This is a genomic window from Pseudomonas sp. St316 (assembly GCF_018325905.1).
Lineage (GTDB): Bacteria > Pseudomonadota > Gammaproteobacteria > Pseudomonadales > Pseudomonadaceae > Aquipseudomonas.
In genome coordinates this window covers 4,587,414-4,611,822 of sequence record NZ_AP021901.1, presented here as the reverse complement: position 1 = coordinate 4,611,822, position 24,409 = coordinate 4,587,414, and the positions used below count along the sequence as shown (strand labels likewise).

Annotated in this window: 20 protein-coding genes and 1 pseudogene; 15 read left to right on the top strand and 6 right to left on the bottom strand. The window is 60.8% G+C overall.

Features of this window, described 5'->3' with window-relative positions:
- The first annotated feature begins 112 nt into the window (after window positions 1-112).
- A pseudogene (gene rlmM / locus KI237_RS20545) lies at window positions 113-1,200 on the top strand (23S rRNA (cytidine(2498)-2'-O)-methyltransferase RlmM).
- 144 nt (window positions 1,201-1,344) lie between these two features.
- Window positions 1,345-1,596: a sulfurtransferase TusA gene (gene tusA / locus KI237_RS20540; RefSeq protein WP_212796813.1), complete on the top strand. Its 252-nt coding sequence runs from the start codon at window positions 1,345-1,347 to the stop codon at window positions 1,594-1,596.
- Here the strand turns inward: tusA and KI237_RS20535 are convergent.
- Window positions 1,593-2,996, bottom strand: a complete 1,404-nt coding sequence (locus KI237_RS20535; protein WP_212796812.1) for an MATE family efflux transporter — start codon at window positions 2,994-2,996, stop codon at window positions 1,593-1,595. The genes tusA and KI237_RS20535 overlap by 4 nt on opposite strands.
- A gap of 294 nt (window positions 2,997-3,290) precedes the next feature.
- Between KI237_RS20535 and pdxB the strand changes: the two genes are divergently transcribed.
- Window positions 3,291-4,433 (top strand): 4-phosphoerythronate dehydrogenase PdxB, encoded by a 1,143-nt coding sequence (gene pdxB, locus KI237_RS20530; RefSeq protein ID WP_212796811.1) that lies wholly within the window; start codon window positions 3,291-3,293, stop codon window positions 4,431-4,433.
- Window positions 4,434-4,533: 100 nt separating this feature from the next.
- On the opposite strand, the gene KI237_RS20525 is transcribed toward pdxB, so the two are convergent.
- A complete protein-coding gene (locus tag KI237_RS20525) occupies window positions 4,534-4,713 on the bottom strand; it encodes a PA1571 family protein (protein WP_003199629.1) in 180 nt (59 codons plus the stop codon).
- Window positions 4,714-4,962: 249 nt separating this feature from the next.
- On the opposite strand from KI237_RS20525, the gene KI237_RS20520 reads away from it, so the two are divergent.
- Window positions 4,963-6,741: an ABC transporter transmembrane domain-containing protein gene (locus tag KI237_RS20520; RefSeq protein ID WP_212796810.1), complete on the top strand. Its 1,779-nt coding sequence runs from the start codon at window positions 4,963-4,965 to the stop codon at window positions 6,739-6,741.
- A gap of 58 nt (window positions 6,742-6,799) precedes the next feature.
- Window positions 6,800-7,816 carry a Fic family protein gene (locus tag KI237_RS20515; RefSeq protein ID WP_212796809.1) on the top strand — a complete coding sequence of 339 codons (1,017 nt, stop codon included), beginning with the start codon at window positions 6,800-6,802 and terminating at the stop codon, window positions 7,814-7,816.
- Window positions 7,817-7,875: 59 nt separating this feature from the next.
- Here KI237_RS20515 and KI237_RS20510 read toward each other — a convergent pair whose 3' ends face one another.
- Entirely contained in the window at window positions 7,876-9,804 is a 1,929-nt protein-coding gene (locus KI237_RS20510) for a transglycosylase SLT domain-containing protein (protein WP_212796808.1), read from the bottom strand.
- 213 nt (window positions 9,805-10,017) lie between these two features.
- Between KI237_RS20510 and KI237_RS20505 the strand changes: the two genes are divergently transcribed.
- Window positions 10,018-11,934: an ATP-binding cassette domain-containing protein gene (locus tag KI237_RS20505; RefSeq protein WP_212796807.1), complete on the top strand. Its 1,917-nt coding sequence runs from the start codon at window positions 10,018-10,020 to the stop codon at window positions 11,932-11,934.
- Between the two features lie 166 nt (window positions 11,935-12,100).
- On the opposite strand, the gene KI237_RS20500 is transcribed toward KI237_RS20505, so the two are convergent.
- Window positions 12,101-12,541 carry a universal stress protein gene (locus KI237_RS20500; protein WP_003199636.1) on the bottom strand — a complete coding sequence of 147 codons (441 nt, stop codon included), beginning with the start codon at window positions 12,539-12,541 and terminating at the stop codon, window positions 12,101-12,103.
- A 102-nt stretch (window positions 12,542-12,643) separates the two neighbouring features.
- On the opposite strand from KI237_RS20500, the gene KI237_RS20495 reads away from it, so the two are divergent.
- The 7 genes from KI237_RS20495 to KI237_RS20465 all read left to right on the top strand — a co-directional run bounded on the left by KI237_RS20495 (window position 12,644) and on the right by KI237_RS20465 (window position 21,101).
- The gene (locus KI237_RS20495) at window positions 12,644-13,081 is read left to right on the top strand and encodes a hypothetical protein (RefSeq protein WP_212796806.1); all 438 of its coding nucleotides are present in this window, start codon (window positions 12,644-12,646) and stop codon (window positions 13,079-13,081) included.
- Window positions 13,082-13,567: 486 nt separating this feature from the next.
- Entirely contained in the window at window positions 13,568-15,715 is a 2,148-nt protein-coding gene (gene fadB, locus KI237_RS20490) for a fatty acid oxidation complex subunit alpha FadB (protein ID WP_212796805.1), read from the top strand.
- Between the two features lie 30 nt (window positions 15,716-15,745).
- The gene (gene fadA, locus KI237_RS20485; RefSeq protein WP_024618393.1) at window positions 15,746-16,921 is read left to right on the top strand and encodes an acetyl-CoA C-acyltransferase FadA; all 1,176 of its coding nucleotides are present in this window, start codon (window positions 15,746-15,748) and stop codon (window positions 16,919-16,921) included.
- A gap of 109 nt (window positions 16,922-17,030) precedes the next feature.
- Entirely contained in the window at window positions 17,031-17,267 is a 237-nt protein-coding gene (locus KI237_RS20480) for a DUF1653 domain-containing protein (RefSeq protein WP_025212748.1), read from the top strand.
- Window positions 17,268-17,382: 115 nt separating this feature from the next.
- Window positions 17,383-19,995, top strand: coding sequence for a type I DNA topoisomerase (gene topA, locus KI237_RS20475; protein WP_212796804.1), 2,613 nt, complete (start codon window positions 17,383-17,385; stop codon window positions 19,993-19,995).
- Between the two features lie 238 nt (window positions 19,996-20,233).
- Window positions 20,234-20,758 carry a DUF6586 family protein gene (locus KI237_RS20470; protein WP_212796803.1) on the top strand — a complete coding sequence of 175 codons (525 nt, stop codon included), beginning with the start codon at window positions 20,234-20,236 and terminating at the stop codon, window positions 20,756-20,758.
- Window positions 20,759-20,864: 106 nt separating this feature from the next.
- Window positions 20,865-21,101, top strand: coding sequence for a hypothetical protein (locus tag KI237_RS20465; protein WP_212796802.1), 237 nt, complete (start codon window positions 20,865-20,867; stop codon window positions 21,099-21,101).
- A 71-nt stretch (window positions 21,102-21,172) separates the two neighbouring features.
- On the opposite strand, the gene sulA is transcribed toward KI237_RS20465, so the two are convergent.
- Together sulA and lexA are read right to left on the bottom strand one after the other, a co-directional pair.
- Window positions 21,173-21,646: an SOS-induced cell division inhibitor SulA gene (sulA, locus tag KI237_RS20460; protein WP_014339358.1), complete on the bottom strand. Its 474-nt coding sequence runs from the start codon at window positions 21,644-21,646 to the stop codon at window positions 21,173-21,175.
- Window positions 21,647-21,656: 10 nt separating this feature from the next.
- Window positions 21,657-22,265: a transcriptional repressor LexA gene (lexA, locus tag KI237_RS20455; RefSeq protein ID WP_003199651.1), complete on the bottom strand. Its 609-nt coding sequence runs from the start codon at window positions 22,263-22,265 to the stop codon at window positions 21,657-21,659.
- A gap of 241 nt (window positions 22,266-22,506) precedes the next feature.
- Here lexA and KI237_RS20450 point away from each other — a divergent pair, with 241 nt between their 5' ends.
- Both KI237_RS20450 and nagZ read left to right on the top strand, forming a co-directional pair.
- Window positions 22,507-23,214 carry a TetR/AcrR family transcriptional regulator gene (locus KI237_RS20450; RefSeq protein WP_212796801.1) on the top strand — a complete coding sequence of 236 codons (708 nt, stop codon included), beginning with the start codon at window positions 22,507-22,509 and terminating at the stop codon, window positions 23,212-23,214.
- A 183-nt stretch (window positions 23,215-23,397) separates the two neighbouring features.
- The gene (gene nagZ, locus KI237_RS20445; protein WP_212800667.1) at window positions 23,398-24,396 is read left to right on the top strand and encodes a beta-N-acetylhexosaminidase; all 999 of its coding nucleotides are present in this window, start codon (window positions 23,398-23,400) and stop codon (window positions 24,394-24,396) included.
- Window positions 24,397-24,409 lie beyond the last annotated feature (13 nt).

The following is a 24,409-nucleotide window of genomic DNA, read 5'->3' as shown; positions in this document are numbered from 1 at the left end:
CTAGCCCTGTTTTGAGCGTATGACTAATCACTGGACTCTATGGGCAGGTTCGCGGTTCCGAAGTCCGCTATCATGCGGCGGTTTTCGTGACAGGCTTTGCTACGGAGTTTCAATGAACACGCTTTTCATGCACTGCCGGCCGGGCTTCGAAGGCGAGGTCTGTTCCGAGATCGCCGAACACGCGGCCCGGCTCAACGTGGCCGGCTACGCCAAGGCCAAACCGGCCAGTGCCTGCGCTGAATTTGTCTGCACTGAAGACGACGGCGCCGAGCGGCTGATGGGCGGCCAGCGTTTCGCCGAACTGATTTTTCCGCGCCAGTGGGCGCGCGGCACCTTCATCGATTTGCCGGAAACCGATCGCATCAGCGTCATCCTGGCTCACATGGCCGCTTTCCCGACCTGTGGCAGCCTGTGGCTGGAAGTGGTGGATACCAACGACGGCAAGGAACTGTCGAACTTCTGCAAAAAGTTCGAAGGCCCCTTGCGCAAGGCACTGGTCGGCGCCGGCAAGCTGGTGGACGACCCGCACAAGCCGCGCCTGCTGCTGACCTTCAAGAGTGGCCGCGAAGTGTTCCTGGGCCTGGCCGAATCCGATAACTCGGCGATGTGGCCCATGGGCATTCCCCGCCTGAAGTTTCCCCGGGAAGCCCCGAGCCGTTCCACCCTCAAGCTTGAAGAGGCCTGGCACCATTTCATCCCCGGGACCAGTGGGACGAGCGCCTGCACAGCGACATGACCGGCGTGGACCTCGGCGCCGCGCCGGGCGGCTGGACCTGGCAGTTGGTCAACCGCGGCATGCTGGTGACCGCTATCGACAACGGCCCGATGGCTGAAAGTCTGATGGATACCGGCCTGGTTCAGCACCTGATGGCGGACGGTTTTACGTTCAAGCCCAAGCAGCCGGTGGACTGGATGGTCTGCGACATCGTCGAGAAACCGGCGCGCAATGCGGCGATGCTCGAAGAGTGGATTGGCGAAGGGCACTGTCGCGAGGCGGTGGTCAATCTCAAGCTGCCGATGAAACAGCGTTATGCCGAGGTCAAGCGCCTGCTCGAACGCATCGCCGAGGGTTTCAAGGCTCGGGGGATCAAGGTCGAGATCGGTTGCAAGCAGCTGTACCACGACCGCGAGGAAGTGACCTGCCATTTGCGCCGGCTGGACACCAAAAAGCCCCGTGGGAGCAAAGCTTGCTCGCGATGAACGATGACGCGGTCAGGAGACCGAGGTGCCTGCATCGCGGGCAAGCCTTGCTCCCACAGTCTTGCTCTCACATGTTTGCTACCCCACAGGCTTTGCTCAGGACCGACATTGCGCGACAATGCCGGCCAGTTTCAGGAGTAGAACATGAGTGAAATGAACGATACGCCGGTGGACGGCACGCTGGATGCCTCGGGTCTCAATTGCCCGGAACCGGTGATGATGCTGCACCAGCACATCCGCGACCTGGTTCCCGGAGGGCTGCTGAAAGTGATCGCCACCGATCCCTCGACTCGCCGCGACATCCCCAAGTTTTGCGTGTTCCTGGACCACGAACTGGTGGCCCAGCAAGAGGAAGCGGGCACTTACTTCTACTGGATCCGCAAGAAACTCGCTTAATCCGTCGAGCGGCTGAGGCGGATCTGTTTGCGCGCGCTGCGTGCCAGGCGGATCGACAGCATCAGCGCCGCGCAGCTCAAGCCCACGATCAGGCCTTGCCATAACCCGCTCGGGCCGCTGGCGGCACCGAGCCAGTCGGTCAGGCCCAGGGCGTAACCCACCGGCAGGCCGATGCCCCAATAGGCGAACAGGGTCAGGATCATCGTTACCCGGGTGTCCTGCAAGCCTCGTAACGCGCCTGCCGCCGTGACCTGGATCGCATCGGAAAACTGGAACAGCGCCGCGTAGACGATCAGCATCGAGGCCACCTCGATCACCACCGGATCGGCGGTATAGATCGCCGCGATAGGCCCGCGCAGCGCGAACATCAGGCTCGCCGACAGGCAGGCGTACGCCAGGGCCGTGCCCATGCCCACCCCGGCAGCGAAGCGCGCTTCGCGAGGCTGACGGCGGCCCAGGGCCTGGCCGACCCGCACCGTGACGGCCATGCCCAGGGAGTAGGGGATCATGAACACCAGGGAGCTGAAGTTCAGCGCGATCTGGTGCCCGGCCACCACTGTGGCGCCGAGGCTGCCGATCAGCAGCGCGATCACCGCGAAAATGCTCGATTCGGCGAACACCGCTATGCCAATCGGCAAACCGATGCCCAGCAGGCGCTTGATGACCGCCCATTGCGGCCAGTCGAAACGGCTGAACAATCGGCTCGACTGATAGGCCGGTGCCCAGCGGGCCCAACCGGCCATGCCCAGGGCCATGACCCACATCACGATGGCCGTGGCCCAGCCACAACCGACGCCGCCCATGGCAGGCACGCCGAGGTGTCCATAGATGAAGATGTAATTGAGCGGAATGTTCAGCGCCAACCCGCACAGCCCCAGCACCATCGCCGGCCTCGTGCGCCCCAGGCCGTCGCTGAAGCAGCGCAGTACGTGATACAGCGCCACGGCCGGCAGGCCCGTGCCGATGCCCCGCAGGTATTCCATGCATGGGCCAATCAGTTCAGGGTCGACCTTCATGATGTGCAGGATCGGTTCGGCGCTGAACAGCACCAGTGTGGCGATCAACCCCACCACCAAGGCCAGCCACAGCGCCTGGCGCACCAGCGGCCCGATCTCGTCGAACGTGCCGGCACCGAAGCGCTGGGCAACTTTCGGCGTGGTCGCCAACAGCGTGCCGGTCATCAACAGGAACACCGGCACCCAGATCGAGTTGCCCAGGGCCACGGCTGCCAGGTCCCGCGGGCCGACGCGCCCGGCCATCACCGCATCGACAAACCCCATGGCGGTGGTTGCCAGTTGCGCCACCATGATCGGCAAGGCCAGGGCCAGCAAGGTCCTGAGTTCAAGGCGAACGCGGGCCGGGCGGGAGAGGGTGGTGGGGGTAGCGGTTACAGGGTTCACAGGGCAAGCGTCCGAAAGATTAAGCGCAAGGCGGCGCATTCTACGCCTTGACACAGTGGTCAGGAAAAAACCTGTGTTGGGGATTTGTAAGCGCTTTTTCAATTTTCGAGCACCTGTGGGAGCAAGGCTTGCCCGCGATGAAGATGATGCGGTCTCCCTAGGAACCGAGGTGCCTGCATCGCGAGCAAGCTTTGCTCCCACATAAATCCCCTCGCCACAACGTCATTCGCTCCTATTAATGCGCAGAACCCTCGGAACACCTACACTGCCCATCCCCGCCAAAGGAGCTCTGCCATGCTGATCGTCGCCGACGAAAACATCCCCCTGCTTGATGCATTTTTCCAAGGATTCGGCGAAATCCGCCGAGTACCGGGCCGGGGGATCGACCGGACGATGGTCGAGCAAGCCGATGTGCTGCTGGTGCGTTCGGTCAGCCAGGTCAATCGGGCCCTGCTGGAGGGCAGCAAGGTGCGCTTCGTCGGCACGTGCACCATCGGCACCGATCACCTGGACCTGGACTATCTTGCCGAGGCGGGTATCCGCTGGGCCAGCGCGCCGGGCTGCAATGCCCGTGGCGTGGTGGACTATGTGCTGGGCAGCCTGATGACCCTGGCAGAAATCGAAGGCGCGCAGCTTGAGCAGCGGACCTTCGGCGTGGTCGGTGCGGGCCAGGTGGGTGGGCGGTTGATCGAGGTGCTCAAGGGGCTTGGCTGGGCCGTGAAGGTCTGCGATCCGCCACGTCAGGCCGCGGAGGGGGGCGACTATGTGAGCCTGGAGCAGATCATCGAGCAGTGCGATGTGATCAGCCTGCACACACCGTTGACCCGCGACGGTGAGCAACCGACGTGGCACCTGTTCGACGAAGCACGGCTGAACCAACTCAAGCCCGGGACCTGGCTGATCAACGCGGCCCGCGGCCCGGTGATCGACAACACCGCGCTACGCGAAGTGTTGCTGGAGCGCGAAGACCTGCAAGCGGTGCTGGATGTCTGGGAGCAGGAGCCCACCGTGGATGTGGACCTGGCCGATTTGTGCGTGATCGCCACCCCGCATATAGCCGGTTACAGTCTCGATGGCCGCCAACGTGGCACTGCCCAGATCTACCAGGCCTTGTGCGCTTTCCTGGAACAGCCGGTTGAAGTCAGCCTCAGCGACCTGTTGCCTCGGCCCTGGCTGGGTGGCATCACCCTGGATGCCGAAACCGACCCGGCCTGGGCCTTGGCGGCGTTGTGCCGAAGCGTGTACGACCCGCGTGGCGACGATGCGAGCTTTCGCCGCAGCCTGGTGGGCACGATCGGCGAGCAACGCAGCGCGTTCGACGCCTTGCGCAAGCATTATCCGCCACGGCGGGAAATCGACAGCCTGAAAGTTCGTATCGAAGGACAGTCGGCGGCTTTGCAACAGCTCGTGACCGCGCTGGGCGCCACCGCAATCTAGCCGCCGCCTTTGTGCTGTGGCGAGGGGATCAGCGGCAGCCTTGCTCTTGCAGGCATAAAAAACCCGACATCAAGGTCGGGTTCAATCGAGACGGGCTGTATCACTTTTGTTCGGCAGGCTTGACCAGTCGTTTTTCCAGCTCGCTGCAGGCTTTCTGGATCATGTCTTCGGTGATCGGTACTTCGCGCCCTTGGGCATCGATGAACGAGCAGCCCAGGGACTGGTCCGGTTGCGTGCGGATTACTTGAATCTTGTCGTCGCTGCTGTGTTGCAAGGACATTGCCTGTCTCCTCATCAGGTTGTGTGCCTACTTTAATGTCGCCAGGTGACCGAGCCATGACACTCCTTGTAGGTTCATGGCGACACCTCCACTCAATCAGAAACACAGTTGCGTTTCCAGCCAGACTTTAGACCGATAACATCTAGCCCCTAGTCGTTGTGGTCATATTTAACCTGACTCATTCTGATTCAATTTGGTTCCGCTACGCTTTGGCGGCGCTGGCCGGTCTTTTCCCTGCTGCATTAACGGATGCCCTTGATGCTTTCTTCCCGACATCGCCGTGCCATACGCCTGGCCAGCGGCTTCATCGCCCCTTACCGCAAACAGGTCGCCGGCGCTTTGCTGGCCCTGATTGTCACCGCCGGTATTACCTTGTCCATGGGGCAAGGCATCCGGTTGCTGGTGGACCAGGGCTTCATGACTCGCTCGCCGCACCTGCTCAATCAATCCATCGGCCTGTTCATGGTGCTGGTGGTGGGGCTGGCGATTGGTACGTTTTCACGTTTCTACCTGGTGTCCTGGATCGGCGAGCGGGTGGTGGCCGATATCCGGCGGCAGGTCTTCAACCATCTGGTGTACTTGCACCCGGGTTTCTACGAAAACAACCGCAGTTCGGAAATCCAGTCGCGGCTCACGGCCGATACGACCTTGCTGCAATCGGTGATCGGCTCGTCGCTGTCGTTGTTTTTGCGCAACGCCTTGATGGTGGTGGGCGGCATCGTGCTGCTGTTCATCACCAATCCCAAGTTGACCAGCATCGTGGTGATTGCCCTGCCGCTGGTCTTGGCACCGATCCTGGTCTTTGGTCGCCGGGTGCGCAGTTTGTCGCGCCAGAGCCAGGACCGTATTGCCGACGTCGGCAGCTACGTCTCCGAAACCCTTGGCCAGATCAAGACCGTGCAGGCCTACAACCACCAGGTCCAGGACGAACAACGATTCTCCGTGACGGTAGAGCAGGCTTTCGACACTGCTCGCAAGCGCATCGCCCAGCGGGCCTGGCTGATCACCCTGGTCATCGTGCTGGTATTGGGCGCGGTGGGGGTGATGCTCTGGGTCGGCGGCATGGATGTGATCGCCGGGCGGATTTCCGGCGGTGAGCTGGCAGCGTTCGTGTTCTACAGCCTGATCGTCGGCAGTGCCTTCGGCACGTTGAGCGAAGTGATCGGCGAGTTGCAACGGGCGGCGGGTGCGGCAGAGCGCATTGCCGAGCTACTGCGTTCGCAGAATATCATCCAGCCGCCGGCTTCTGGCCTTGTCACCTTGCCGGAGCGGGTCCGGGGCGATTTGCGTCTCGAAGGCGTGCGGTTTTCCTATCCGTCCCGACCGGACAGTTACGCAGTCGACGGCCTCGACCTGAGCATCAAGGCCGGCGAGACCCTGGCCCTGGTCGGGCCTTCCGGTGCGGGCAAGTCGACGGTCTACGACCTGCTGCTGCGCTTCTACGATCCGGTGCAAGGGCAGATCCTGATCGACGATGTGCCGTTGACTCGACTCGATCCGCTGGACCTGCGCCGTCACTTCGCCCTGGTTTCACAAAACCCGGCACTGTTTTTCGGCACGGTCGAAGAGAACATCCGCTATGGCAACCCTGGCGCAACGTCCGAGCAGGTGCGTGAGGCTGCGCAGATTGCCCACGCCCACGACTTCATCGAAAAAATGCCCGACGGCTACCAGACCCACCTGGGCGACGGTGGCCTGGGCCTGTCCGGCGGCCAACGCCAACGCCTGGCCATCGCCCGGGCGTTGCTGGTGGACGCGCCGATCCTGCTGCTGGACGAAGCCACCAGTGCCCTCGATGCGCAAAGCGAACACCTGATCCAGCAGGCCCTGCCCAACCTGATGAAAAACCGCACGACCCTGGTCATCGCTCACCGCCTGGCCACGGTGAAAAACGCTGACCGGATCGCGGTGATGGATCAGGGTAAGGTGGTGGCCGTGGGTACGCATCAGGAACTGGTTGCCAGCAATGCGTTGTACGCGCGGTTGGCGGCGTTGCAGTTCAATCAGCATGGCCAGGATGTTCGATGAGTGTTGGCGCCAGCACGTTGGGGCATTATGTCGGCCAGCCTCTGGTAGAAATGAGGGAATGAGTCGTTATTCGCCACCGTTAACCCTGACAACCCGAATGCTGGGATTGATCGCTGACATCAGCGAGCAGATCGGCCAGCTTTCGGCTGTAAGTGATAATCAGCAGACCCCGCAACTGCGCCGAGGAAATCGGATTCGCACGATTCATGCTTCCCTGGCAATCGAAAACAATACCTTGAGTGTCGAACAGGTAACTGCGGTTCTTGCTGGGCAACGAGTACTAGGGTTGCCCCGTGAAATCCAGGAGGTGCGCAATGCCTTTGCCGCCTACGAAGCCATGCCTGGCTGGCAGCCTGATAGCCGTATCGACCTGCTTGAGGGGCATGAACTATTGATGCACGGCCTGATTGACGATGCCGGGCAGTTACGCCGTGCCGGCGTGGGCATTTATCGCTGTGATCAGCTGGTACATATGGCGCCGCCGCCCAGTCGGGTGACGGATTTGATTGACGATTTGTTGGAGTGGGCCGGAACGTGTGATTGGCACCCTTTGATCATCAGCTGTGTTTTTCATTACGAATTTGAATTTATCCATCCCTTTGCGGGCGGCAATGGGCGAATGGGGCGTCTGTGGCAAACCTTGATCCTCAGTCGATGGCGACCTGTACTGGCCTATCTGCCAGTCGAGGCCGTCATACGTGATCAGCAGGATGCCTATTACGCTGCATTATCAGCGGCCGACCGGTTGGCTGAGGCGACACCTTTTGTCGAGTTCATGTTGCAGTCGCTGAGCATCGCACTTGGCGAGGCGATCCGTAACGAGCCGGCTACCGACCAAGTAACCGACCAAGTAGCAAGACTGCTTCAGGCGCTACGTGATGGCCATTCGTTAAAGGTCAATGAACTGATGGTTCAGTTGGGATCGGCTCATAGAGCGACGTTCCGGGCTAATTACCTCAAGCCGGCATTGGTGGCCGGATTGATCGAAATGACCAACCCCCAATCGCCCAATAGCCCGGTGCAGCGGTATCGTCTCACCTCGCAAGGTAAACAAGCACTGGTGCAGCCTCGCTGAGGCTTGTCCGTACACAAAACAATGTGGCGCTAACGTGCTCCCACATAAGCATCTTTTACTCACTGATCATCGAAATACCGCTCATGCCAATCCACCAGCGGTTGCGGCGAGTTGAGTTTCTGGCCGTAGATCACCGAGTACGACAACACGTTCTGCACGTATTGGCGGGTTTCGTCGAAAGGAATGCTTTCGACCCAGACGTCGAAGCTCAAGTGGTCGGCGCCGCGCAGCCACTGGCGCACGCGACCGGGGCCGGCGTTGTAGGCCGCCGAGGCCAGGACGCGGTTGCCGTTGAACTGGCTGTGAACCTGGCTCAGGTAGGCCGCGCCCAACTGGATGTTCTTGTCCGGGTTCAGCACTTGCTGTGGTGACGCCAGGGGAATGCTGAACTTGCGTGCGGTTTCCTTGGCGGTGCCCGGCATCAGTTGCATCAGGCCGGCGGCACCGACGCCGGAGCGGGCATCGTCCATGAAGGCACTTTCCTGGCGGGTAATGGCGAATGCCCAGCTTGGATGCAGGCCGCGGATCTTGGCTTCGCGCACCAGGGTATCGCGGTGGGCCATCGGGAAGCGGATGTCCAGGTCGTCCCAATACTTGGCCTGGCTGATGGTGCGAATGGCCGGGAAATACCACTTGAGGTCATAAGCCAGTTTGGCCTGGGCGACCATTTCGTCCCGGTTGAAATGGCGGCTGACGTGATACCACTCGCGGCGTCCGTCGACGATGTCCCCGCGGGCATGAAATTCCAGCGCCCGACGCACGCCGGGGGTGTTGCGCACTTTGTTGATCAGCGCCTGGCTCATCACCAGCGGCTTGTTGATGAGCGAGTACGGCGACTGGGAACGGTCGGCAGCCAGGAAACCATAGAAATCCCGTTCACGGGCCAAGTGCTTGTAGAGCACCAGCGCCTCGGGGTTCTGCGGTTGCGCCAGTTCCAGCGTACGGGCTTGCCAGTATCGCCAGCGATTGGTGCTGGACAGCGACTCGGGCAGGCGACGGGTCAGCTGGTAGGCATCGTCCCAGCGGGCCAGGCGCAGCAGCAGGCGCAAGCGCCATTCCGAAACGGTGTCATCGCGCAGTTCCGGGTCGTATTTCGTCATCACATCCAAGGCCCGGCTGTCGAAGCGCTTGGCCAGGGTCAGGCCGATTTCCCGGGCAATCGCGACTTTTTCATCGCGGGAAAAATGCATGGTGCTGGCGTAGTCATCCAACAGCGCCATGGCTTTTTCCGGATCCTGGCGGGCCAGGCGACGCAGGCCGAGGCTGACGATATCGGACATCGGTTCATCGGCCGGGGTGAAGCGCGAGGGCTGGTTGAGCAACTCGGGCTTTTGCGCCACGTCCACCAGCAACTTGCCGCGGGGGGCGAGGGTGGTCAGGCCGCTGACCAGGCTGTTGGCCAGCGGGTAGTTGCGGGCCTGGGCCGCCAGTTTTGTGCGTTCCCAGCGTTTCTGTTCGGTCAACTGGCCCTGGGAGGCCCATAGGCCGAACAATGTATCGCACGCCTGGGGCTGGGTTTTGCCGGAGAGCCACAGCTTTTCGGTATTGGCATAGCCTTCGGCCTTCAAGCCATGGCTGAGCTGGTACTGGGCGTTAAGGCAGTCCAGTTCGGTGAAGTTGAGCTTGGGGTCGTAATACTTGACGAAGGTCTCCCAGTCGCCGCGCTCGGTCAGCCAACGCAGCCAGCGCAACTTCATCCAGTTGGCCTGTGGCAAGTCACCGTGTTCGGCGAGGAACTTCTCGATTTCGGCGTTGCTGGCGCTCTTGAGGCGAGCGGTCAATTCGTCGTAGGCCAGGTAGGGCTCCAGCGGATAATCACGCAGGGCCTGGCTGTAGCGAAAGTAAGGGCCGGAATCACCCTTGGCCAAGGCGCGCTTGGCCTCGTCGTAATATTGGCGTTGAGTGGAGATATCCACCGCCTGCGCGGATTGAACGGCAGTGGCACATACAAAAAGACACGATAAAACACTGAAAAGGCGACTGCGCATGAGACGTCCGGGCATAAAAAACATGACAAGCCCAAGGGGTAACCCAGGGAAACTGTCTGTAGCTTAGCCTTTTGCCAGCAGCGGGCGAAAGCTTTGCAGGGCCGTCGGTGCAAGTTCGCAACATTTGTTATGCAGAGTGCTTCGGTGGCGAAATTGGCGGACCCCTGAGGCCTCATCTCAGGTAGAATGCGCGCCCGGTTTTTGGAGAAGCTCATGACCCTGCTCAAATTCAGCGATGTGTCCCTTGCTTTCGGCGCTATGCCGTTGTTGGACAAGGTGTCCTGGCAGATCGCCCGTGGTGAGCGGGTGTGCATCATCGGCCGCAACGGCACTGGCAAGTCCAGCATGATGAAGCTGGTCAAGGGCGATCAAAAGCCCGATGACGGCTCGGTCTGGCGCGCGCCCGGCCTGAAAATCGGCGAGTTGCCCCAGGAACTGCCGGTGGCCGACGAGCGGACCGTATTCGACGTGGTCGCCGAAGGCCTGGACGGTGTCGGCGCGCTGTTGGCCGAGTATCACCACCTGAGCCAGAACATCGTCACCGATGCCGACCTGGACAAGTTGATGCACGTGCAGCACGACCTTGAAGCCCGTGACGGCTGGCGTCTGCAGCAACTGGTCGATAGCACCCTGAGCCGCCTGCAATTGCCGGCCGACAAGACCCTGGCCGAGTTGTCCGGTGGTTGGCGTCGCCGCGTCCTGCTGGCCCAGGCCCTGGTCTCCGAGCCGGACCTGCTGCTGCTCGACGAACCGACCAACCACCTGGACATCGGCGCCATCGCCTGGCTTGAAGAAGCCTTGAAGGACTTCCAGGGGGCGGTGCTGTTCATCACCCACGACCGTTCCTTCCTGCAAAACCTGGCGACCCGCATCCTTGAACTGGACCGTGGCGGCCTGATCGACTGGAATGGCGACTACGCCAGCTTCCTGGTGCACAAGGAAGCGGCGCTGGCAGCGGAAGAAACCGCTAACGCATTGTTCGATAAGAAACTGGCCCAGGAAGAAGTCTGGATTCGCCAGGGCATCAAGGCGCGTCGCACCCGCAACGAAGGCCGTGTGCGGGCGCTCAAGGCCTTGCGCATGGAGCGCAGTGAACGTCGCGAGCGTACCGGCAAGGCCAACATTCAGTTGGATACCGCCGACAAGTCCGGCAAACAGGTGATGGTCCTTGAGAACGTGAGTTTCGCGCATCCGGGCGGCCCGTTCCTGATCAAGGACTTCTCCATGGTCCTGCAACGTGGCGATCGCATCGGTCTGTTGGGTGCCAACGGCACCGGCAAGACCACCTTGCTCAAGCTGATGCTCGGCGGCCTGGTGCCGACCAATGGCAAGGTGGAGGAGGGCACGAAGATCGACGTCGCCTACTTTGACCAGTTGCGCCATCAGTTGGACCTGGAAAAGACCGTGATCGACAACGTCGCCGAAGGTCGCGATTTCATCGACATCGATGGCCAGAGCCGCCATGTGCTGAGCTACCTCGGCGATTTCCTGTTCAGTCCCCAGCGTGCCCGCACGCCGGTCAAGGCGCTGTCGGGTGGCGAGCGTGCCCGTCTGTTGCTGGCCAAGTTGTTCAGCAAGCCGGCGAACCTGTTGGTGCTCGACGAACCGACCAACGACCTGGACGTGGAAACCCTGGAATTGCTGGAAGAGGTGTTGCTGACCTTCAACGGCACGGTGCTGATGGTCAGCCACGACCGGGCATTCCTCGACAACGTGGTCACCAGCACCCTGGTGTTCGAAGGCGAAGGCCTGGTTCGCGAATACGTCGGTGGTTATCAGGACTGGCTGCGCCAGGGCGGCTCGCCGCGTCTTCTGGGCGTGACCGAGAGCAAGTCCGGCAAGGCCGACCTGAATTCGGCGGTGGTCAAGGCCGAGGCCGCGCCAGTTGCCGCAGCGGCTGCGGCTCCGGCGAAGAAAAAGCTCAGCTACAAGCTGCAGCGCGAGCTGGAAGCCCTGCCGGGGGAGATCGATGCGAAGGAGCAGCAGATCGCCGCCGTGGAGGCCGAGATGGCTGACGCCGGCTTCTACCAGCGACCTGCGGCTGAAACCGCGAAGGTCATTGCGCGCCTGGAGCAGTTGCAGGCCGAGCTGGATGCCCTGGTCGAGCGCTGGGCTGAGCTGGACGCTTGATCCGCTGTTGAAAAAAATCCCGGAGTTCAGCAATGAACGCCGGGATTTTTATTTGAAATACCATCCCCTGTGGAAGCGAGCTTGCTCGCGATAGCGGTAGATCAGCAGCATTGATGCTGACTGTCACACCGCTATCGCGAGCAAGCTCGCTCCCACAGTCCAGGTTTTAGGTGCGCTTGACCAGGTGCACTGCCAGCACATCGCAAGGCGCGCCATGCAGCACGTCGTTGGCGGTCGAGCCCAGCAACAGTGCCAAGCCGTGGCGACCATGGCTGCCGACCACAATCAGGTCGCAACCCTGTTCCTTGGCCAGGTGATGGATTTCCTGGCGCGGCTGGCCGTAGGTCAGGTGGCTGAACTCCTTCTTCAGGGCAGGGTATTTCACGATCAGTCGATCAAGGCGTTCCTTGGCCTGGTCGAATTGCTGCTGCTGCAACTGGGAAAGGTCCATGGGCACGTCGCCGCCGAAGGCCATGGCCATCGGTTCGACGATATGCACCAGCGACAGCTTGGTGTCCCGGCTTTCGCAAAGGGCGAGGGCGCGTTTGACGACCGGATCGCATTCTTCAGTGAGGTCGACGGCGACCAGAACGTGTTCGTAGTACATGGAAGGCACTCCAGAGAATTGCGATACGGTAAGTATGGCTGGTTTCAAGCGCATTGACGGCAACCTGGGTCAATGCACTCATCAGAATTCGGGAGTACGAATATGACGGTCTGGATAGTGGTGTCAATCCTGTTGGTGGTGTTAAGTCCGCTGGCATGGTTGCGGCCGTCCCGTGTTCAGAGCGGTCGCATGGCCCTGCGCATGGAGGCGCGACGACTGGGCTTGGCCATGCAGCTGGCGCCGCAGGAGTGGCCGCACTGGCTCGGCCAGCAGCCGCCAAACCCCTGCGCCCAGTACCATCGGCCTCGGCGGGGCCGCCAGCCGGCCTGTTGGAGCTACTGGCAAACGGCGCCGGGCGTCTGGGTCAATCAGTGGCGGGAAGTCTGCCAGGATGAGTCCCTGCTCAATCATTTCGAAAAATTGCCGGCTAATGTCTACAAGGTCGAGGCCGATCAGCAAATGATCGCCTTGTACTGGGGCGAAAAAGGCGAGGCCAGTGTATTACTGGCCATTACCGATGTGCTCAAGGCGTTGGCCTGAGGCATAAAAAAGCCCGACAGTCTCATCGGGCGGGTTGGCCAGGCAGGCCGGTAATCAATCCCATGCCAGGGCGTGCGTTCGTATCGTCCTTTGCTTCCAATCTTCAATCGCGTCCCGACAGCGTAGACGGCTGGATCCGGTCTGTCTGGAATTAGGGCGATTTTTCTAATTATTGATCCTATGAATAGCTGCTCATGCGGCGCCGTGTTGCGGATCCGTACGGTACGGAAATGACCGTGAAGTCGCGTTCACGCCTGTGTTTAGGGCGATTGACAATTGTCGGAAATTCCGTGAAGGTGACGTACCCAAATCAAACGGGCGTATGAATTGAGCGTTTGTATTTTCAGAATGCTCCTACAGACCCCGACTATCGCGTTGACGGGTGTGCCTGGCGGATTGGCGTAGCATCGACGGTAACGTCAATGCCACACCTGCGGTCAGCGTTCAACGTGTACTGTTCAGCTTCCATATCGTGGAGATCAGTTGATGATTTACGAAGGTAAAGCCATCACGGTTAAGGCTCTTGAAAGTGGCATCGTCGAATTGAAATTCGACCTCAAGGGTGAGTCCGTCAACAAGTTCAACCGTCTAACCCTGAATGAATTGCGTCAGGCCGTGGACACTATCAAGGCAGATGCTTCGATCAAGGGTGTGATCGTCAGCAGCGGCAAGGACGTGTTCATCGTCGGCGCCGACATCACCGAATTCGTCGACAACTTCAAGCTGCCCGATGCCGAACTGATCGCTGGCAACCTCGAAGCCAACCGTATTTTCAGCGACTTCGAAGACCTCAACGTACCGACCGTCGTGGCCATCAACGGCATCGCCCTGGGTGGCGGCCTGGAAATGTGCCTGGCGGCGGATTACCGCGTCATGTCCACCACGGCCAAGATTGGCCTGCCGGAAGTCAAGCTGGGCATCTACCCAGGCTTCGGCGGCACCGTGCGCCTGCCCCGCCTGATCGGTGCCGACAACGCCATCGAGTGGATTGCCGCCGGCAAGGAAAACCGTGCTGAAGACGCGCTGAAGGTCGGTGCCGTGGATGCCGTGGTCGAACCTGGCAAGCTCCAGGAAGCGGCCCTTGAAACGATCAAGCGCGCCATCAGCGGCGAGTTCGACTACAAGGCCAAGCGCCAGCCGAAGCTGGAAAAGCTCAAGCTCAACGCCATCGAACAAATGATGGCCTTCGAAACCGCCAAGGGTTTCGTCGCCGGCCAGGCAGGCCCGAACTACCCGGCGCCGGTCGAAGCGATCAAGACCATTCAGAAAGCCGCGAGCTTCGGTCGCGACAAGGCTCTGGAAGTCGAGGCTGCCGGCTTCGTCAAGCTGGCCAAGACCTCGGCGGCGCAAAGCCTTATCGGTCTGTTTCTCAATGACCAGGAACTGAAGAAAAAGGCCAAGGCATACGACGAAATCGCCCGTGACGTGAAGCAGGCCGCCGTGCTCGGCGCCGGCATCATGGGGGGCGGTATCGCCTACCAGTCGGCGTCCAAAGGCACGCCGATCCTGATGAAGGACATCAACGAACACGGTCTCGAGCAAGGCCTGGCCGAAGCCGCCAAGCTGCTGGTCGGCCGAGTCGACAAAGGTCGCATGACCGCTGCGAAGATGGCCGAAGTGCTCAACGGCATTCGTCCGACCCTGTCCTACGGCGATTTCGGCCATGTCGATCTGGTGGTCGAAGCCGTTGTCGAGAACCCGAAGGTCAAGCAGGCGGTACTGGCTGAAGTCGAAGACAAGGTCAAAGAGGACACCATCCTGGCCTCGAACACCTCGACCATCTCCATTTCGCTGCTGGCCAAGGCCCTCAAGCGTCCGGAAAACTTCGTCGGCATGCACTTCTTCAACCCGGTGCACATGATGCCGCTGGTGGAAGTGATCCGTGGCGAGAAGTCCAGTGAACATGCCGTTGCCACCACCGTGGCCTACGCCAAGAAAATGGGCAAGAACCCGATCGTCGTCAACGACTGCCCGGGCTTCCTGGTCAATCGCGTGCTGTTCCCGTACTTTGGCGGTTTCGCCAAGCTGGTCAGCGCCGGCGTGGACTTCGTTCGCATCGACAAGATCATGGAAAAATTCGGCTGGCCGATGGGCCCGGCGTACCTGATGGACGTGGTCGGCATCGACACCGGCCACCACGGTCGCGACGTCATGGCTGAAGGCTTCCCGGACCGCATGAAGGACGACCGTCGTTCGGCCGTTGACGTGCTCTACGAAGCCAAGCGCCTGGGCCAGAAGAACGGCAAGGGCTTCTACGCCTATGAGACCGACAAGCGCGGCAAGCAGAAGAAAGTCGCCGATTCGTCGGTGCTGGAAGTGCTCAAGCCGATCGTCTACGAGCAGCGCGAAGTCACCGACGAGGACATCATCAACTGGATGATGATCCCGCTGTGCCTCGAAACCGTGCGTTGCCTGGAAGACGGCATTGTCGAAACCGCCGCCGAAGCCGACATGGGCCTGGTCTACGGTATCGGTTTCCCTCCATTCCGTGGCGGTGCGCTGCGCTACATCGACTCGATCGGTGTGGCCGAGTTCGTTGCCCTGGCTGACCAGTACGCTGATTTGGGCGCGCTGTACCACCCGACCGCGAAGCTGCGTGAAATGGCCAAGAACGGCCAGCGCTTCTTCGGTTAAGCGCCCAACGACTAGAGCGAGAGAACATTTATGAGCTTGAATCCTAGAGACGTCGTGATTGTCGACTTCGGTCGTACGCCGATGGGCCGCTCCAAGGGCGGCATGCACCGCAACACCCGCGCCGAGGACATGTCGGCGCACCTGATCAGCAAGCTGCTGGAACGCAACGTCAAGGTCGACCCCAACGAAGTCGAAGACGTGATCTGGGGCTGTGTGAACCAGACCCTGGAGCAGGGCTGGAACATCGCCCGCATGGCCTCGCTGATGACCCAGATCCCTCACACGGCGGCGGGCCAGACCGTCAGCCGCCTGTGCGGTTCGTCCATGAGCGCACTGCACACCGCCGCCCAGGCGATCATGACCGGCAACGGTGACGTGTTCGTCGTCGGTGGTGTCGAGCACATGGGCCACGTGAGCATGATGCACGGCGTCGATCCGAACCCGCACATGTCGCTGTACGCGGCGAAAGCCTCGGGCATGATGGGCCTGACCGCAGAAATGCTTGGCAAAATGCACGGCATCACCCGCGAACAGCAGGACGCCTTTGGCGTGCGCTCCCACCAGCTCGCCCACAAGGCGACCGTGGAAGGCAAGTTCAAGGATGAGATCATCCCGATGCAGGGCTATGACGAGAACGGCTTCCTGAAGCTGTTCGACTACGACGAAACCATTCGTCCGGAAACCACCCTGGAAAGCCTGGCGGCCCTCAAGCCGGCATTCAATCCGAAGGGCGGCACCGTGACAGCCGGTACCTCGTCGCAGATCACCGACGGTGCCTCGTGCATGATCGTGATGTCGGCCCAGCGTGCCCAGGACCTGGGTATCCAGCCGATGGCGGTGATTCGTTCGATGGCCGTGGCGGGTGTGGACCCGGCGATCATGGGCTATGGTCCAGTACCGGCTACGCAGAAAGCCTTGAAGCGTGCGGGCCTGGGCATTGCCGATATCGACTTCTTCGAGCTCAACGAAGCTTTCGCCGCACAGGCCCTGCCGGTGCTGAAAGATTTGAAAGTGCTCGACAAGATGAACGAGAAGGTTAACCTGCACGGCGGCGCGATCGCCCTGGGTCACCCGTTCGGTTGCTCCGGTGCGCGTATCTCCGGCACGCTGCTCAACGTCATGAAGCAGAATGGCGGCACCTTTGGTGTGTCCACCATGTGCATTGGCCTCGGCCAAGGCATCGCCACTGTCTTCGAACGCGTCTAAGCGTTGCGTCGATGGAAGCCGGGGCCAAGTGCCCCGGTTTTTGTTTTTTCGGGCTTGGTAAAAAAAGATTTTGTTTTTATTTTTAAAAGATTTCAGCGAGGGCCAAAGCATGCCGATACAACCTGGGCTCTACCAGCATTACAAAGGTCCGCAGTACCGCGTATTCAGCATTGCGCGGCATTCCGAGACCGAGGAAGAAGTGGTCTTCTATCAAGCCCTGTATGGCGATTACGGCTTTTGGGTGCGTCCCTTGAGCATGTTCCAGGAGTCCGTCGAGGTTGACGGCGAACAGGTGCCACGCTTTGCTTTGGTGCAGGCCGAGGAGAGCATTTTTTCCAAGCCTTGAGGCCGGTATTCGGGCAACCCTGCGCTTGACCTCACCTTGCAGCCACTATATATAGCGGTGCCGCGTCAGGCGCCAACCGCCTTTCACTTTTTAGAATTCAGGAATTTTCTGATCCATGGGCAAATCGCTGGTCATTGTGGAATCCCCGGCTAAGGCCAAGACCATCAACAAGTATCTGGGCAACCAGTACGTGGTGAAGTCGAGTATCGGCCATATCCGAGACCTGCCCACCAGCGGTTCGGCTAGCGCCAGCAAGGAGCCAGCCGCCAAGCGCGGCAAGGCTGCTGCCGGTGAAGCGCCGGCGCTGTCGCCCAAAGACAAGGCGCGCAAGCAGCTGGTCTCGCGCATGGGGGTCGATCCGGAACACGGCTGGAAAGCCAAGTACGAGATCCTCCCGGGCAAGGAAAAAGTCATTGAAGAGCTGCGCCGGCTCGCCAAGGATGCCGACACCATCTATCTCGCGACGGACTTGGACCGCGAAGGGGAAGCCATTGCCTGGCACCTGCGCGAAGCCATTGGTGGGGATGACAGCCGCTACAAGCGCGTGGTGTTCAACGAAATTACCAAGAAGGCCATCCAGGAAGCCTTCTCCCAGCCGGGCGAGCTGGACATCGATCGGGTCAACGCCCAACAGGCGCGTCGCTTCCTCGACCGCGTGGTGGGCTATATGGTCTCGCCGCTGCTGTGGGCCAAGATCGCCCGCGGACTGTCGGCCGGTCGTGTGCAGTCGGTCGCCGTGAAGCTGGTGGTGGAGCGCGAGCGGGAGATCCGTGCGTTCATCCCTGAAGAGTACTGGGAAGTCCACGCCGACCTCGGCACTGCCAAGGGCGCCACCGTGCGCTTCGACGTGGCCCGCGAGAAGGGCGAGGCCTTCAAGCCGCTCAACGAAGCCCAGGCCATGGCTGCGCTGGAGAAACTCAAGGCTTCCAGCTACAGCATCGTCAAGCGCGAAGACAAGCCGACCAGCAGCAAGCCGTCGGCGCCGTTCATCACCTCCACGTTGCAGCAGGCCGCGAGTAATCGCCTGGGCTTTGGCGTGAAGAAAACCATGATGATGGCCCAGCGTCTCTACGAAGCCGGCTACATCACCTACATGCGTACCGACTCGACCAACCTTTCGGCCGATGCCGTGGCGATGGCGCGTACTTATATAGAAGGCGAGTTCGGCAAGAAGTACCTGCCGGACACGCCGAACGTCTACAGCAGCAAGGAAGGCGCGCAGGAGGCTCACGAAGCGATTCGTCCATCCGACGCCAATACCGAGCCAAGCAAGCTGTCGGGCATGGAGCGCGATGCTGAGCGTCTCTACGAGCTGATCTGGCGCCAGTTCCTGGCCTGCCAGATGCTGCCGGCGCAATACCTGTCGACCACGGTCAGCGTCGGTGCCGGCGACTTCGAGCTGCGCGCCAAGGGCCGCATCCTGAAGTTCGACGGCTACACCCGCGTCATGCCGCAAATCGCCAAGCCAGGGGATGACGATGTGCTGCCGGACATGGCCCAGGGCGACGTGATGAAGCTGATCAAGCTTGATCCTACCCAGCACTTCACCAAGCCACCGGCCCGTTACTCCGAAGCCAGCCTGGTCAAGGAAATGGAAAAGCGCGGCATCGGTCGTCCTTCGACCTACGCAGCGATCATCTCCACCATCCAGGACCGCGGCTATGTGGCGCTGCACAACCGTCGTTTCTATTCGGAAAAGATGGGTGACATCGTTACCGAGCGTTTGTCCGAAAGCTTCTCGAACCTGATGGACTACGGCTTCACTGCCGGTATGGAAGAGAACCTCGACGATGTGGCCCAGGGCGAGCGCGACTGGAAAAGCGTTCTCGACGAGTTCTACGGCGACTTCAAGAAAAAGCTTGAAGTGGCCGAAAGCCCTGACAGCGGCATGCGCGCCAACCAGCCGGTCATGACCGATATCCCGTGCCTGACCTGCGGTCGCCCGATGCAAATCCGTACCGCCTCGACTGGCGTGTTCCTTGGTTGCTCGGGTTACAGCCTGCCACCCAAGGAGCGCTGCAAGGCGACGGTCAACCTGGTGCCGGGCGACGAAATTGCCGCGGACGACGAGGGTGAATCGGAATCCCTGGTGCTGCGCGGCAAGCATCGCTGCCCGATCTGCAGTACGGCGATGGACGCCTACCTGCTGGATGAAAAGCGCAAGCTGCACATCTGCGGTAACAATCCGGACTGTGCCGGCTACGAGATCGAAGAGGGCACTTATCGCATCAAGGGCTACGAAGGTCCAAGCCTGGAGTGCGACAAGTGCGGCAGTGAGATGCAGCTCAAGACCGGTCGTTTCGGCAAGTTCTTCGGTTGCACCAACCCGACCTGCAAGAACACCCGCAAACTGCTCAAGAGCGGTGACGCGGCACCGCCGAAGATGGACCCGGTGAAGATGCCTGAGCTCAAGTGCGAGAAGGTCAACGACACCTACATCCTGCGCGATGGCGCTTCCGGCCTGTTCCTGGCGGCCAGCCAGTTCCCGAAAAACCGCGAGACCCGTGCACCGTTGGTGATGGAGATCGTGCCGCACAAGGACGAAATCGATCCGAAGTACCATTTCCTCTGCGAAGCGCCGCAGAAGGATCCGGAAGGGCGCCCGGCGGTCATTCGCTACAGCCGCAAGACCAAGGAGCAGTACGTGCAGACCGAAGTCGACGGCAAGCCGACCGGTTGGAAGGCGTACTACGACGGCGGTAAGTGGACGGTTGAAGACAAGCGCTGATTGATGGCGCCTGTTTAAGAGGCCAAGGGAGGCTCCCTGTGGCGAGGGAGCTTGCTCCCGCGGGACCGGTCCGACGTTTCGGAAGCAGCCGTCCCAACAGGGCCCGACTGAACAAAAGGCCGCATGACAACCCATAGGTTTTCATGCGGCCTTTTGTTTTTGGCTTGCAGTGGCCTCGGTTGATCCACGACACTGTCGCACTTGCGTGACGTTTTCATTTCGTTGGGGAGATGCCGCCATGGCCCACGAACTCTATACCCGCACCAATCAGAAAATCTATTTCGCCGGTCTGTCGCTCGAAGCGCTCACCAGGGCCGAAGACGGGCGTGCGATGAATTCCCCGGCGTTGCTCCAGGCCGGGCGCGAATCCGCGCTGTTTCACCTGTACGGTGCATTGTTGGGGTTGTGCCATGAAATAGCCGGTTACTATCGCCTGCCGCAAGCGAATGCGCCGCGGGCCGAGTTGTTGTTGACCCGCGAAGTGCTGGAAACCATTGCTATCCCGGAATTGGCCGAAATGGTCGAGCTGGCGCATAACCCGCAAACCTGGCTGGCGAAACTATTGGCGGCCCATGCGGCGCTGTTCGAGCCGCCGCGGGCCCCACGCAAGCCCAAGGGGGACGTGACCCAGCCTTTGATCGTGGCGGTCAATCTGGATGAACAAGAACCCGAGCAGGAGTTGAGCCGGGAGGAGTTGGAGAGCTGGCGTCAAAACCTCAAGAGCCTGGCGATACGTTTTCGTGATGGTTTGAACGAGTGCTGAGTTTTCCCTCGGCCTGTTACGTTCGTTGATGACGCTTGGTCAAGATCCCGAGCGGAGCCTGGCCGATGACTATATAATCCTCGCCTTTCGTGGAGAACAGACTTTTATGCCTACGTCCTTTCTAGAAATTGTCGAACTTCCTGATGGCCGCATCGAGCTGCGCAGGGCTGAGGACGAGGGGTCTCTGGTTACCCTGAACTTCTCCGAAGATGCCAAGGTATTCCTCCAGGGCCAACACGTCGAAGTCGCCAAGGCGATGCTGAGCGTGGGCGTTCAGATGGCAGGTCGCCTGGTTGAAGGCGAATTCAACAAGGAAGAAGAGGGGCCACGGGTTCTTCATTGATCCCGTGTATCGGCTTTTTTGGATAATGTGACGGGCCGGCTTCTCTGCCTTGGAGAAGCCCCGCGCTTGTCTTAGCCCAATCGAATATTCAGACTTTGTGCGTCCCCGGTACGGGCGGCGCTGATCAACTGTTGCCGTGCGGTCGCGGTCAGCGGATTGAGCCAACTGACCACGGTGTGGCTACGGCCCAGGCGCAAGGCCTCGCAGGTCAACTGTTGAGCGCTTTGGGTGCCCCGCGGCTGCAACAAGAGGATGCGTTCGCGGTTCAGGCCGGCATCCCGCAGCCAAGCCTGGGTGACGCTGGCCGGTGGTGCGATCAGCGTCAGCCAGCGAGCATCCTGGTCCTGGCTGAGTTCTCGCAGAATCGGCGCCAGCAGGTTCAGGCAGTTTCCGGCTGCACCACGTAACGACAGTTCGCTGAAAGCCTCGGGCTCGACGCCCCAGGGCGACTCGATGACCTCTTTCAGGACTGGAGCCAGCGGTTGGGCCATGAATGCCTCGAACAGCGGAAGTTGTGTGTGTTGTGGTGTGTGAGGGAACTGCATAAAGCCTCCTTTAGCGGCGAATGACGCCGACGCTCAAGCCTTCGATGACCAGGTCCTGATCTTTCAGGTTCACTTCGATGGGCGCGAACTCCGGGTTCTCGGCGATGAGCCAGACCTTGCTGCCGTCTCGCTTGAAGCGCTTGACGGTCACTTCGTCGCCGATTCGCGCCACCACGATCTGGCCATTGCGGGCTTCGCGAGTAGTGTGGACGGCCAGGAGGTCACCGTCGAAGATGCCAATGTCCTTCATGCTCATGCCGTGTACGCGAAGCAGGTAGTCGGCGCGAGGATGGAAGAACGAAGGATTGATGTTGCAGGACTCCTCGACATGCTGCTGGGCCAGGATCGGTGCGCCTGCCGCTACCCGGCCGATGATCGGCAGCGTGGTTTCGTCGGCCTTGGCTTCGAAGCCGGGGATGCGAATGCCTCGGGATGCGCCCGGGGTCATTTCGATAGCTCCCTTGCGCGCCAGCGCCTTGAGGTGTTCTTCAGCCGCGTTGGGCGACTTGAAACCCAGTTCCTGGGCGATTTCCGCGCGGGTTGGCGGGTAGCCGTTGTCTTCGAGGCAGCGTTTGATGAAGGCCAGAATCTCTGCTTGGCGTGGCGTCAGCTTTAGCATATTGATCGCTCTGTCTTTTTATACAGTGACTGGGATTATATACAGTGGACGCCGCTTGGCAATCCTCCTTTTTTCACCGGCCGCTGGACGGTCGGTCGGGCTGTTGGATTCGACATGGCTACCACCCGTGAAAAGGTGTGGTTAAATACGTGACCGGGCGTTCGCAATACGCCCCGGCAGGCTTGACAACCCCTGGGCTGAAACGTATGTTTCAAACAAGTGTTTGTCAGGCGGAGTAACCATGGCCCAGTCGGAAACCGTTGAACGCATTCTCGATGCTGCCGAGCAGTTGTTCGCGGAAAAAGGTTTCGCTGAAACCTCGTTGCGTCTGATCACCAGCAAGGCCGGGGTGAACCTGGCGGCGGTGAACTATCATTTCGGCTCGAAAAAGGCCCTGATCCAGGCGGTATTCTCGCGGTTCCTCGGGCCTTTCTGCCTCAGTCTCGATCGCGAGCTGGAGCGCCGGCAGGCCAAGCCTGACGTCAAGCCGACTCTTGAAGAACTGCTGGAAATGCTGGTCGAGCAAGCGCTTGCCGTACAGCCACGCAGTGGTAACGATCTTTCCATTTTCATGCGCTTGCTAGGCTTGGCATTCAGTCAGAGCCAGGGCCACCTGCGACGCTACCTGGAAGACATGTACGGCAAGGTTTTCCGTCGCTACATGCTGCTGGTCAATGAGGCCGCACCGCGGATTCCGCCCATCGAGTTGTTCTGGCGGGTGCACTTCATGCTCGGCGCCGCGGCGTTCAGCATGTCCGGTATCAAGGCGTTGCGCGCCATTGCTGAAACCGATTTTGGCGTGAACACCTCGATCGAACAGGTCATGCGCCTGATGGTGCCGTTCCTGGCAGCCGGCATGCGTGCCGAAAGTGGCGTCACCGATGAAGCCATGGCTGCCGCGCAATTGCGTCCGCGTAGTAAATCGACGCCGGCGCTGGCCAAGGCGTAAGTGCACGGGTGGGCGCGACTGCCTACATCCGCTAAGCTAGCCGCCCATGCCGACTCTCGTTTCGAACCCGCTCTATCATTCATTGCATGACCGCGACCTGTCGGGCCCTGGGCCCTGCGGCGTGGCCGTGTCTGTGTCATCCTGCCGGTTCATCGTTATTAAGGAATTGCTATGACTGCTGGCCTGCAAGGCTCGTTGATGGTGGACGTCGCCGGTACCTGGCTGACGGCCGAAGATCGCCACCTGTTGCGCCAGCCCGAGGTAGGCGGCCTGATCATCTTTGCCCGCAATATCGAGCATCCGCGTCAGGTGCGCGAGCTGAGTGCGTCGATTCGCGCCATCCGTCCCGACCTTCTTTTGGCGGTGGACCAGGAAGGCGGCCGCGTCCAGCGCCTGCGCCAGGGTTTTGTGCGGTTACCGGCGATGCGGGCGATAGCCGACAACCCGAATGCCGAATACCTGGCCGAACAGTGCGGCTGGATCATGGCCACCGAAGTGTTGGCGGTTGGTCTCGACTTGAGTTTCGCCCCGGTGCTGGACCTCGATTACCAGCGCAGCGCCGTCGTCGGCAGTCGTTCCTTCGAAGGCGACCCCGAGCGCGCTGCGTTGTTGGCCGGTGCCTTCATCCGCGGCATGAGCGCCGCCGGAATGGCCGCCACTGGAAAGCATTTCCCGGGGCATGGCTGGGCCGAGGCTGACTCCCACGTGGCGATTCCGAACGATGAGCGTAGCCTGGAGCAGATTCGCGCCAACGACCTGGTACCGTTTGCCAGGCTGAGCAAGCAACTGGCCGCGGTCATGCCGGCCCATGTCATCTACCCGCAGGTTGACGCCAATCCCGCTGGATTTTCCCGCCGCTGGCTGCAGGACATCCTGCGCGGTGAGTTGCAATTCGAGGGTGTGATCTTCAGCGATGACCTGTCGATGGCCGGTGCTCATGTGGTCGGTGATGCTGCCAGTCGTATCGAGGCGGCGTTGACGGCGGGTTGCGACATGGGCCTTGTGTGCAACGATCGCGCTGCCGCGGAGCTCGCCCTGAGTGCCGCCCAACGCCTGAAGGTCAAGCCGTCGGCGCGGATCGCCCGCATGCGCGGCCGGGCCTTTGCCTCCACCCAATACCGTCAGGATCCACGCTGGCTGACGGCGATCAGCGTGCTTAGGGCTGCCCAACTGATTGATTGAGGAGGGTGTGACG

What these genes read in the sequence shown, in the direction of transcription:
- tusA (WP_212796813.1), top strand. Translation starts at nt 1,345, where the DNA reads ATGAGTGAAATGAACGATACGCCGGTGGACGGCACGCTGGATGCCTCG.
- pdxB (WP_212796811.1), top strand. Translation starts at nt 3,291, where the DNA reads ATGCTGATCGTCGCCGACGAAAACATCCCCCTGCTTGATGCATTTTTC.
- KI237_RS20525 (WP_003199629.1), bottom strand. Translation starts at nt 4,713, where the DNA reads ATGTCCTTGCAACACAGCAGCGACGACAAGATTCAAGTAATCCGCACG.
- KI237_RS20520 (WP_212796810.1), top strand. Translation starts at nt 4,963, where the DNA reads ATGCCCTTGATGCTTTCTTCCCGACATCGCCGTGCCATACGCCTGGCC.
- KI237_RS20515 (WP_212796809.1), top strand. Translation starts at nt 6,800, where the DNA reads ATGAGTCGTTATTCGCCACCGTTAACCCTGACAACCCGAATGCTGGGA.
- KI237_RS20510 (WP_212796808.1), bottom strand. Translation starts at nt 9,804, where the DNA reads ATGCGCAGTCGCCTTTTCAGTGTTTTATCGTGTCTTTTTGTATGTGCC.
- KI237_RS20505 (WP_212796807.1), top strand. Translation starts at nt 10,018, where the DNA reads ATGACCCTGCTCAAATTCAGCGATGTGTCCCTTGCTTTCGGCGCTATG.
- KI237_RS20500 (WP_003199636.1), bottom strand. Translation starts at nt 12,541, where the DNA reads ATGTACTACGAACACGTTCTGGTCGCCGTCGACCTCACTGAAGAATGC.
- KI237_RS20495 (WP_212796806.1), top strand. Translation starts at nt 12,644, where the DNA reads ATGACGGTCTGGATAGTGGTGTCAATCCTGTTGGTGGTGTTAAGTCCG.
- fadB (WP_212796805.1), top strand. Translation starts at nt 13,568, where the DNA reads ATGATTTACGAAGGTAAAGCCATCACGGTTAAGGCTCTTGAAAGTGGC.
- fadA (WP_024618393.1), top strand. Translation starts at nt 15,746, where the DNA reads ATGAGCTTGAATCCTAGAGACGTCGTGATTGTCGACTTCGGTCGTACG.
- KI237_RS20480 (WP_025212748.1), top strand. Translation starts at nt 17,031, where the DNA reads ATGCCGATACAACCTGGGCTCTACCAGCATTACAAAGGTCCGCAGTAC.
- topA (WP_212796804.1), top strand. Translation starts at nt 17,383, where the DNA reads ATGGGCAAATCGCTGGTCATTGTGGAATCCCCGGCTAAGGCCAAGACC.
- KI237_RS20470 (WP_212796803.1), top strand. Translation starts at nt 20,234, where the DNA reads ATGGCCCACGAACTCTATACCCGCACCAATCAGAAAATCTATTTCGCC.
- KI237_RS20465 (WP_212796802.1), top strand. Translation starts at nt 20,865, where the DNA reads ATGCCTACGTCCTTTCTAGAAATTGTCGAACTTCCTGATGGCCGCATC.
- sulA (WP_014339358.1), bottom strand. Translation starts at nt 21,646, where the DNA reads ATGCAGTTCCCTCACACACCACAACACACACAACTTCCGCTGTTCGAG.
- lexA (WP_003199651.1), bottom strand. Translation starts at nt 22,265, where the DNA reads ATGCTAAAGCTGACGCCACGCCAAGCAGAGATTCTGGCCTTCATCAAA.
- KI237_RS20450 (WP_212796801.1), top strand. Translation starts at nt 22,507, where the DNA reads ATGGCCCAGTCGGAAACCGTTGAACGCATTCTCGATGCTGCCGAGCAG.